Annotated in this window: 8 protein-coding genes; 6 read left to right on the top strand and 2 right to left on the bottom strand. The window is 54.5% G+C overall.

From position 1 onward, the window contains the following. The first annotated feature begins 480 nt into the window (after window positions 1-480). The 3 genes from J7355_RS17145 (at window position 481) to J7355_RS17135 (ending at window position 1,989) form a co-directional block, all read left to right on the top strand. Window positions 481-789 (top strand): NIPSNAP family protein, encoded by a 309-nt coding sequence (locus J7355_RS17145; protein WP_209064899.1) that lies wholly within the window; start codon window positions 481-483, stop codon window positions 787-789. 51 nt (window positions 790-840) lie between these two features. After that, the gene (locus tag J7355_RS17140; RefSeq protein ID WP_209064897.1) at window positions 841-1,530 is read left to right on the top strand and encodes an aspartate/glutamate racemase family protein; all 690 of its coding nucleotides are present in this window, start codon (window positions 841-843) and stop codon (window positions 1,528-1,530) included. A gap of 96 nt (window positions 1,531-1,626) precedes the next feature. After that, window positions 1,627-1,989, top strand: a complete 363-nt coding sequence (locus J7355_RS17135; RefSeq protein ID WP_209064895.1) for a cupin domain-containing protein — start codon at window positions 1,627-1,629, stop codon at window positions 1,987-1,989. 327 nt (window positions 1,990-2,316) lie between these two features. Here J7355_RS17135 and J7355_RS17130 read toward each other — a convergent pair whose 3' ends face one another. Continuing rightward, window positions 2,317-2,637 carry a hypothetical protein gene (locus tag J7355_RS17130; protein ID WP_209064893.1) on the bottom strand — a complete coding sequence of 107 codons (321 nt, stop codon included), beginning with the start codon at window positions 2,635-2,637 and terminating at the stop codon, window positions 2,317-2,319. A 615-nt stretch (window positions 2,638-3,252) separates the two neighbouring features. On the opposite strand from J7355_RS17130, the gene J7355_RS17125 reads away from it, so the two are divergent. Then, window positions 3,253-4,524: a replication initiation protein gene (locus tag J7355_RS17125; RefSeq protein WP_209064890.1), complete on the top strand. Its 1,272-nt coding sequence runs from the start codon at window positions 3,253-3,255 to the stop codon at window positions 4,522-4,524. Between the two features lie 251 nt (window positions 4,525-4,775). Here J7355_RS17125 and J7355_RS17120 read toward each other — a convergent pair whose 3' ends face one another. Next, complete coding sequence (locus J7355_RS17120) at window positions 4,776-6,950, bottom strand: ATP-dependent RecD-like DNA helicase (RefSeq protein WP_209064888.1); 2,175 nt, start codon at window positions 6,948-6,950, stop codon at window positions 4,776-4,778. 648 nt (window positions 6,951-7,598) lie between these two features. Here J7355_RS17120 and J7355_RS17115 point away from each other — a divergent pair. Both J7355_RS17115 and J7355_RS17110 read left to right on the top strand, forming a co-directional pair. Then, complete coding sequence (locus J7355_RS17115; RefSeq protein WP_209064885.1) at window positions 7,599-8,492, top strand: ParA family protein; 894 nt, start codon at window positions 7,599-7,601, stop codon at window positions 8,490-8,492. Beyond that, window positions 8,485-9,441 carry a ParB/RepB/Spo0J family partition protein gene (locus tag J7355_RS17110; protein WP_209064883.1) on the top strand — a complete coding sequence of 319 codons (957 nt, stop codon included), beginning with the start codon at window positions 8,485-8,487 and terminating at the stop codon, window positions 9,439-9,441. Before J7355_RS17115 ends, J7355_RS17110 begins: the two co-directional genes overlap by 8 nt. Window positions 9,442-10,146: the final 705 nt, after the last annotated feature.

The raw sequence follows: 10,146 nt of genomic DNA, 5'->3' as shown, positions 1-10,146 counted from the left end.
TTCACGGGCTCTTCCGGCACTGAGTCTAATGACGCGAATCGCCGCATACGGCGATTTACGGTATCAGGCCTCAAGAGTCGCCTTCGAGGGCCATCTCAATCCGGACTTGGACGAGATGCGCCAACCGATTTTTGTTTACGAGCGGTTCCGCGCCGCTTCTGCTCAATCTGAAGGGCTGGGCCATGACCCTGGACGCGGCCGTCACGATGCTTGCGCTGACAGACGACCGCTGATTACTCGCCCTGAATTGTGGCGTCCTGTTCGGCATCACCGCCCTTCTATCGCTAGCGTTATCGCGCACCATCGACGAAGCGCTGGGCCGCTGTCTGTACTGCGGCCGATATTGGCATGCGGCGAACATAAAGCCGGGGGCCCTTGGCTATGTCGGTTATCGCCTTGTGAGTCGAGTCGGACGATCGGAGCAGTCCTTGCCACGACAACACGTTTGAACACACGCACGATACAAAGCGAGGTTTTCGCATGGTGACCTGCTATATCCGTTATGTCATCGATCCGCTCAAGCTGAGTGATTTCGAACACTACGCCCGGCTCTGGATTCCACTGGTCGAACGCTTTGGCGGCGAACACCACGGCTATTTTCTACCCCACGAAGGTCCAAACAATATCGCAGTGGCGCTCTTTTCATTTCCCACGCTCGCAGCTTACGAAGCCTATCGAACGCAAGCGGCGGACGATCCGGATTGCCAAGCCGCCATGCGCTATTACGAAAAAACACAGTGTTATCTGAGCTATGAGCGATCATTCATGAGACCTGTGTTCGAGGCATAGCGCGGCAATAGCCGATTAAGCCAGCCAAGACAGATTAAAAGGGCATTTCAGATGCATATCGGATTGATTGGAGGGCTCGGCCCCGCTGCTACCGTCAATTATTACCGTGAGCTTATAAGCCGCACCCGCGAACGCGACCTGCCGCTTGAGCTCACCATGGCACACGCAAACGTCAACACCTTGCTGAACAATCAAGCACGGGGCGACGCCACAGCACAATTAGCGGTTTATCGCGCGATTTCTCATCGTTTAAGAGCAGCGGGGGCGACGTCCATCGTTATCCCGGCTATCGGCGGACATTTTTGTTTTACGGACGAATCAGCCAATTTGCCGTTGCCCATCATTGATGCCATCGATGCCGTGAACGACGAAATCAAGGCGCAACACTTCGAGAAGATTGGCATCTTGGGTACGCGAAGCGTGATGACGTCGGCGCTTTACGGTCGAATTTCAAAGGCTGAAGTTGTGCATCTGCCGGCTCGCGTCACCGATCACGTGCATGAAGCGTATGTGTCGATGGCAACGCGCGGCTACACGCAGGATGATGAGCGCTCGCTCATCGAAAACGCATACGACTATCTTGTTCAGCAAGAACAAGTAGATACCGTCATTTTGGGCGGGACCGACCTTTCGCTCGTTTTTGATGGCCAGTCAGAGCGTACTCTTATCCTCGATTGCGCCGAAGCGCACCTCAAAGCCATCGTGAGGGAACTACAAGGCTCCGAGGGCCAGAAAGCATAGTGTCTCAGGCCTCGCCGAAGAGTATTTAATTCTAGGATATCGGGCTTCATTGGTGCCCGGAAATAGAGAATAATTTTTAAAGCGCGGAAGAAAAATATGCTTAATGCAATTAATCTGACCGATAAACTGGCTTTGTTCGATGAGCAATGGGCACCGAAAGTCATTGCCGAAATGAACGATTACCAGTTCAAGCTGGCAAAACTCCAGGGCGATTTTGTCTGGCATCGACACCACGATACGGATGAGGTTTTTATCGTGCTTGATGGAGAGCTCAGAATCGATTTTCGCGACAGCTCGGTCTATATTTCCAGCGGCGAAATGTATGTCGTTTCGAAAGGCGTAGAACACAAGCCTTTTGCGGATACCGAGGTCAAGGTACTGATCGTCGAGCCACGCGGCGTTGTGAACACCGGAGATGCGACTAATGACCAAACCGCACAAAACGACGTTTGGGTTTAACAAGTAGCAAGGTTTTACTTGCACGACGACAGACGAGCGAATCGGCCGCGTTGCGTATTCGTCCCGGTTAAGATCTCAAAGAGCGTACGGGGTCGAGAATGCTTCTGGGGGCGTGCAGCCAAGAAGTGCCGAAACCGTCATTCTCTATGGCAACGATCTCACCTTCACCCTTCGACGAGACAGCAGACACTTCAACACCTTGGACTGTGTGGCCGCCCCTGTCGCAGTGATCGTCCGGAACCTTGCTGACCAAACTGCACATTCACGTATCGTCGGTTCCTAGAGCCCCCACTACGCGACCCAACGAGCCTGTTCGGCGCCCTCGAGCTAGTACACCGATAGCGAGTGACGCGCCGATTCATGCGGCCAATCCGCCAACGATATCTGAATACGCGATGCGATCACCGAGCCGCTGCATGCCCAGACCATCTTCGTTTGCAGTGCGAGATCGAAAAGAACGGAAGCCAGCGTACCGCCGTGAATTCGAAGGTAGGTGATGAAATTTTCATAACCGCTGAAACTCGACAATACGACCGAAAAGGTACTCGCGTGCCGGACATCCACCTGCGCTATCGGTGGATGCGGCCAGCGACCGTTGATCGAAACATCGGCAATGGCAAACAGACCCCTGCGGCCATCAGCTGCCACATCAAGCGCGGAAGCAATTCGAGTTGTACACGGACTGCCCGGCCGAAGAGTAGCGCGCCGAGTCGAAATGACAAGCAGCCAGCCCGATCGATGATTTTGAGTCGGCTGATGGCCCGTACTGGGCGGTTTTCTCGATAACCGCCTAGCTGTCTCTTATCTCTGCTGACCTGGCAAGAGCAAAACCCCTAAACGACATCGTTCCACGCTGAATCTGGCGTCGCGACATCACAACAGCGCTTTAGGAGCGAGAGCAACGGCTCTCACGGCTAAGCTACGTAACAAATGTTTCGCGACAGACTATCGCTATTTTGTCGGAAAATTTGATCGCCAACTAAAACAACCGCTTACGCACTTTCTTTGCGACAGACTTTATTGCGGACCGACAGACTTTATTGTCGACTATCATTGGGACGGGCAAGAAGCCCAATGCTTACGTGTGATGTGAACGGATTTGGGATCACTGATTACCGCGACGTATCGGCGAAATGTGAACGAATTTGGGATATGGCGTTTTTTCACCATCGACGCATGCCCAGTTTGTTCGGCAACCTGCCCCGACAGGTGCTTCTTGCCAAACCCCTTTAACGGGGGCAAACCCACGTTCGCTAGAGCCCGATGCAATACCAGACAGACCTGCTCGAGGGTGTTCTCGACAATCACATCATCCTGAACAAGCCAACACGAGCTATTCACATCAAGGTCGATTGGCGCTTGAATCAGCGCCGTGCCGCGAACGTACTGTTCTGGTGGGCAGCGTTGCAGCCTGCTCATGTGACCAGCTTCGAAATGCCGGTTCGCTTGTTCCGGCGCCTCATGGGTTTTGCTTCGAACAACTACAGCTACATCCGAGAGACGATCGAGGACATGGAAAAAGCCTCGGTCCGTTTCGGTCTACTCGAAGATCGCCCGCGCGGCGCCGACGAAGAATCGGGGTACCTGCACTTCTTCCCGTTCATGTTCTGCAAGCGCGGCTTCATCAGTTATTCGATCGAGGCAAACTTGCGCAAGGAGCTGCTCGACCCAGACGTCTATACACGCCTCAACCTGTTCGAGCAGACACGCATCACAGCCAACCACACGCTCACCCTCTGGGAAAACTGTAGTCGTTATCGAGGTACCGGCCGCACGCCATGGATCGAGGTCGATGTCTTTCGACAGCTCCTGGGTGTCGACGAGTCACAGGCGTACCAAGACTTTCGTTACTTGAATGCTCGGGTCATCAAGCCCGCGATCAAACAGATCAACGAGGCAACAAGCATTCAAATCGAGATGCGCACGAAACGAGTCGGACGTCGCATCACCGAGCTGCAGTTTCTGGTGGCCCCGAATCCGAACTACGACGGCCCGATGATCGGCCCGAGTCAGCCACAACGACGAAAACTGCGGCTGACCGAGAAACGCGAACGTCTACTGCTGGATCTGCGTGCTTTCGGCATTCAAGACGGAAAGGCGCGCGACCTACTCACGTCATATCCCGAACGCCAGATCAGCGAGAATTTCTCTTACGCGAGGAGCCAGGCCGACCGCGGCGGCATCGGTAACAAAGCTGGGTTCGCGATCTGGGCAATCGAGCGTGATGCCGTGAACGTCTCTGCCCTCGAAGAACTCGAACGTCATCGTGCAGATAAGTCCCGCAGCCAGAAGGCCAGCGAAGACAGGAAGAACGATGAACTCAAACAGCACAATGAGCAGACCGATATACGGATCGAGTCTGCCCTCGCGAAGATGAGCAAACACGACCGTGACCGCCTGGACAGGTCATTCGAGACTTGGCTCAATGCACGCACCAGAAATCCGATGACCTTGTTCAAGTCGCCCACCGCGCGCGATCAGATACGTCGCGTCGAGTTCCGCCGCTTCATGCTCGAATGCGTGTTCGACGACTGAGCTACCCAAGGCAGCCACCGTTGCAACAGTGCCTGTGGCACCACTGAAAATTAATCGCCCTACCCTACCCTTTCGTGAAGTGCATGCCGTTGTTTTTGCGGTGGTAAGTGCATTATCTGAAATGGAGGTTTACGAATCTGTAAACCAGTCCTTGCAGATACCAACTCGAGCTTTCACGGATACAAAAACCGCGCGTTCGGTAGTTCGCTACAAGGGTAACCGACGTTACACGCCTGCTCTTGCCTGGATGACTAGCTGCTTGACGCCACGCCACCGCGGTCCGTTTCGCGTTGCGCGGACTCAAGTCGCGCTCGTAGGGTCGTCGTTCGATTGAGGCTGTGGTCACGTTTGATCGCGGACTTTATCGATCGCCCATCGCCAACCACGATGAGCTGCTGCTTCGCTCGGGTGACAGCGGTATAGAGCAGAGTTCGGTCAAACAGCTTATAGCTTGAGCGATCAACGGCCAGTATTACCACCGGAAACTCACTACCCTGTGCTTTATGTGCCGTCACAGCGTAGGCCAAGACGAGTTGGCCCATCTGAGTGATGTCGTACTCGACAGTGCAATGTGACATTACAACGCGCGCCGATTTTCCGTCCTCGGTGATTGACTGGATCCAACCAATGTCGCCGTTAGATAGTTCTCTTCCTGCGTCATTCACCACCTGCATAACCTTGTCCCCTACCCCGAACGTGTAGCCGTTACGCTGGAACGATAGGCGTGGCGCTGGATTAAAGACTCGCTGTAGCCTGATGTTCGCTTCTCTGACAGATAACGGTCCACGATTACGCGGCGTCACGACCTGAATATCCGCTCGAATATCGAGGCTTGAGTTTCGTATGAAACTCGCCACCTCATCGACCACGATGTTCAATATCGCGTCTGGGTGCGTGGCGTCGTGGAATATGACCCCTTCGCCACTCTCAAGTCTCGGCATCTGGCCCGCGCTGATCGTGCGCGCCAAGCTGATGATCCGGCTCCCGGCCTCTTGGCGGAACGTATGGGTCAGTCGCACCGTTGGCGCGACTTGGCTCTGCATAACGTCTCTCAAGACACAACCGGCACTGACCGATGGCAGTTGCTCACTATCGCCAATCAGTACCAGATGCGACTCAGGGGTCATTGCGCGTAACAGCGCTGAAATCAACCACACATCGCACATGCTGGACTCGTCAACGATCACAACACCGCCGGACAGCGGCCGCCGCTCATTGCGCGTGAACAGGCCCTCGATCGGGTCGTATTCAAGCAGTCGATGAATCGTTGAAGCGTCACCCCCCGTCGCGTCACGCATCAGACGAGCAGCCAGGCCCGTTGGGGCGCAAAGGTGAACGACAACGCCCTTGCTGTGCAGCAGCTTTCGTATTGTGTCGAGCACTGCTGTTTTGCCCGTGCCTGGACCTCCCGTAATCACGCAGACCTTATGCGTGAAGGCCGCACTAACAGCATCACCCTGCTCTTTCGTCAAGGCACGCCCTGCTTTGGTGTTCATAGACTCAAGGCCAGATTCAATACTGGCATTCGCGATGCAGGACTCATGCTTGAGCAACTCGTGTAGTCGTTCTGCTATCGCGCACTCAGCTCTGGCAACAGCTGGCAGTGTGTAGAACCTTTGATGCCGAGTTTCATATGAAACTAAGGCGCCTTCGTCAGACAGTCTCGTGATCGTCTGACCAACATCCGGTGCCTGCACTGCCAGTATCTTGATGATTGTGTCCATTAGGCGAGTAACGAGTATCGCTGTGGCACCACTGCGGATCTGTTGCTGTATGGCGTGTAAAACAGCGGCACTAATGCGCTCAAACGAGTTTCGTCTGAATCCGAGGCTCGTGCCTAATGCGTCGGCCGTCTGAAATCCTATGCCCTCAACATCGCGAATAAGCCGGTAAGGATTCTCGCCTATTAAGCGCGGCGCCTCGGACCCGTAAAGGCGGTATAGCTGTTCTGCCCGCGCTGTACCGAAGCGCTCATAAAGAAAGAGCTTCGCTTCGATCTTCCCGGCATTCTCGGCAACAGCCTTAGAAAGGGTGATTGCGCGCCGTTCACCAAGGCCAGGCACTTCTGCCAAACGCTCAGGCTGACCACGTATGACATCCAGGGCTGAAGCCCCGAAGTGATCAACAACCGATTTTGCGGTCTCGACACCTATCCCTGATATCGCATCTGATGAGAGGAAGCGCAGAATCCCTGCGGTCGAATTAGGCTGATAGAGACGATGCTCATCAACACGAAATACCCGAACCCCGCGGTGACTGTCCCAACGTCCCGATGCGACCAAACGCATTCCTTCAGCGGCCTCCGCTAAAGCGCCACTGGCGCGCGTGAGCGCGCCGGCCTGATCTTCAACCTCCAGGAGCGACCAGCTCTTATCCTCGTTGGTGTAGATCACTCGCTCGACTGTAGCGTTGAGTTTTGCCTCCATGGGCCCAACCTCGTGCGTAGCTAACGTAGCGCGATGCGGCCTTCGAGTTTCACCTGAAACTCGCCACACCCTCTAAAGCGGGTCGCTGTGGACTCATAGACATAGATAGCGCGGCTCCAGGAAGGCGATATCCACTGAGACCAAGAACGCCTTGTAAAAGGTTCCACGTAGAACATGCATAATACAGCCACCGGGATGATTACATGCCTTTCGTAAGCCGGTGTTGCCATGTATATCGCGTGTGAGTTTCAGGTGAAACTAGGCATGGCTGCACGAGACGAGAGACATAGCATTTGCGATCGAACGCACCACGGTTCGATTGCGACGCCAGGGGCAGGGTTGCACAAACGGTTTCTAGTTTCAGGTGAAACTGGCCGTGATGCGGTGTGCGCCTGTGTCGTGAGCTGGTAGTAGGGGTAATGTTGGCCCCCGAGTTGCAGGTGAAACTCGCTCTTGCGTGACACTCAGGGAAGGGCGCCGACATATTCTGCGTGCTTTGAACGCTGATATTCTGCAAAATCAGCGGCAATAAAGCTGCAGAAGGGGCTTGCGGCGCGTGTCATGAGGCGCATCTTGCCTGTGAGCAACAGATGCTCATGTGCCTCGAATCAAGCGATCTGGGCTTACTATTAGTCAACGGAGAGAACTGTGATCCGACTATCGCTACCGCAGAAGAAAGGCGGTGTTGGTAAAACGACACTCATAAAGATACTCGCCGAGTGGTTTTCGCAGAACAAGAGGGTTCTGCTAGTCGACTTCGATGACCAATGCTCACTCAGTGAGCTCTATCTCCCGATGGAGCGTATTGGCAACGGCCGACATAAAAGGCCACCGCTTCATCCGGATTACACGCCAGACAACGAAGATCACGCAGACTGGACTGGGAGGTCATCGTCCGCCGATATCTTCTACTCGACTCGCGAGATCCATGAATATGGCGTTGCGGAGTTCGAGAATGGTCGGCTCGATATTCTGCCGGCGGATAGTCGTGAATTGGTCTACGTCCGTGAACAGGAGGACAAGAAAATCCGCGCGCGGATTGAAGAAATCATCGATAAGTTCTTCGGAAGCGAAGGCATCGCTGATATGTACGACCTCGTGCTGTTCGACACCGGGCCCAACGAATCTCCGCTCATGCGAGGCGTAATTCGTGCATCGACACAAACAATCATCCCTGTTGAGCTCGAACAGCAGTGCATCTCGGGTCTCGACGCTATCATCGGCATGGTGATCGAGGAGCAGTCCAGGCGGTCGAAGAATCATCCCTTAGAACTCACTGCACTTCAGATAAACAAATATCGTAAGCAGCTGAGCCTCCACAACGGATTGCTAGAGCAGGTGATGAACCAAGAGCGGCTGAGCCAGTACGTCTCGCCGATAATCATTCCGAGCCGTGTTGCTTATGCGGAACGCGACGTGCGTGGCCTATTGCCTGCTTCTGTGTTTCAGCTGAAACCCAGTGACCCCGCGAGGAAGATCGCCGAGGACTGGTGCAAGTTCGTCGAGTCCAAGCTGTTCCCCAAGGAGACCGCAGATGCTTAAACGGAGCAAAGCGTCGATTATCAGCGAATCCAACTCGGGGCTGACAGGGACCGAAGCAAACCTGCGCCATGAGGTTCGTCAGTCCCACGGGCATGAAAAGGTACCGCTCTCCAATATCCGGCCTGACCCTGATAACGCGCGAGGGCTGAGCTTAACCTTGGAGGAGCTGCGCAATCCTGATTCCATCACCGATGAGGCTATGCGAGAAGAGGCCGACAAGATCATCGGTCTCAGTAGAACCATCGCAAGCGATGGCCAGCTACAGCCGGTCATCGGTTACCGATCGAGTGGGGGCACGGTAAGACTGATTGGTGGCGAGCGTCGTTGGTGGGCATGCCAGCTCGCTGAGCTGGAAGAAATGGACGTGATGGTCTACGCCGACCGTCCAGCAAATGCCGCGGTACTGCAGCTCCTCGAGAATGCGCAACGGCGCGACCTCACGATGGCGGGGACACTCCGAGGTCTGCAGCAAGTCATGGCCGAATGTCGCGAGAACGACAAACCGATCAACACGGGTGCGGATCTGATTGAACTGCTCGGACTTGAACGCTCGAATGCGTTCCGTTGGTGGGCAATCTTGAATGGGCCACAGGACGTGCTTGAGGCCATAAAGGAAGGGCGCATCTCACATCCGAATGTGGGACGCGACGTAGCAAAGCTCGCAGATAAACCTCGTGCGACCGTTTTGGCTTCAGACGACATTGTAGCTGCGCTGCGTAAGCATCAAGCATCTCAGGAGCGTAAGGGTAAGACGAAGAAGCCCAGTCGTGGTGGACGGCCAGCGACTCGAGCGAAGCTCGGGACGACAAAAAACATGGCTGTCATGGAACACATGGTTAAAAAAATCGATCCCGACAACAACTACGCTGACGTGAACTGGGATGACCCGAAGCAAGTTAGCCAGGTGTGGAAAGACCTACTCAAGCGTCTTGAGGCTGAGTTGGGGTAGGGCGCCTGAGCTAATGCTCTGGGAGTTTCACCTGAAACTCCCAGTCATCTCATAGAGGTATTCACCACGCCTCTTGAGCTTAAAGGGAGAGTCGTCGCTGGAATACTGTGATCTGCTGAGGCAGTGTTATTTGTGCCCGGATCAACATGACGACCACCGTATACACCTCGCTGGATTATCCCTCGCGAAGTTCGTTTACACCTGGGCGGAAAATCCACTGCAAAGGCCGTTTACACCTGGGCGGAAAATCCGTCGCGAAGGCCGTTTACACCTGGACGGAAAATCCGTTGCGAAGGTCGTTTACACCTGGGCGGAAAAACCGCCGCGAATGTCGTTTACACCTGGCTGGAATTTTCCCCGCGAAGTTCGTTTACACCTGGCCGTAAAATCCGCGAGTCGATGAGTAATATCAATAACTTAGACTGATCCTCGAACCTGCCTACTAGGGCAGAGCCTCTGGTCTGCAACACCACTGGTGGTCTTGGTTTACACCCGGCCGGAGATTTCTGTGCGAAGGTCATTTACACCTGGGCGGAAAATCCAATCGAAGTGGTGAATAATCAATAACATAGCACTGCGATCAAGACGATTAGTCAGAACGATAGATCGCTCCGATGACCCCCGTTGCTACTCGTAACAAAGCTGGTGGTCAATAAAGGATTCACAGAAACGTCAAGTAAAACAGAGCCCTGTGCTTGACTATCC

It is taken from the genome of Endozoicomonas sp. G2_2, from assembly GCF_017744135.1.
In the GTDB taxonomy this organism is placed as follows: domain Bacteria; phylum Pseudomonadota; class Gammaproteobacteria; order Nevskiales; family Salinisphaeraceae; genus Salinisphaera.
The sequence above is the reverse complement of the archived record's forward strand: the minus strand, read 5'-3'. Positions and strand labels throughout refer to the sequence as shown.

Bases quoted from the DNA above. Each gene is read 5' to 3' on its own strand.
- J7355_RS17145 (WP_209064899.1), top strand. From the start codon at position 481: ATGGTGACCTGCTATATCCGTTATGTCATCGATCCGCTCAAGCTGAGT.
- J7355_RS17135 (WP_209064895.1), top strand. From the start codon at position 1,627: ATGCTTAATGCAATTAATCTGACCGATAAACTGGCTTTGTTCGATGAG.
- J7355_RS17140 (WP_209064897.1), top strand. From the start codon at position 841: ATGCATATCGGATTGATTGGAGGGCTCGGCCCCGCTGCTACCGTCAAT.
- J7355_RS17110 (WP_209064883.1), top strand. From the start codon at position 8,485: ATGCTTAAACGGAGCAAAGCGTCGATTATCAGCGAATCCAACTCGGGG.
- J7355_RS17120 (WP_209064888.1), bottom strand. From the start codon at position 6,950: ATGGAGGCAAAACTCAACGCTACAGTCGAGCGAGTGATCTACACCAAC.
- J7355_RS17125 (WP_209064890.1), top strand. From the start codon at position 3,253: ATGCAATACCAGACAGACCTGCTCGAGGGTGTTCTCGACAATCACATC.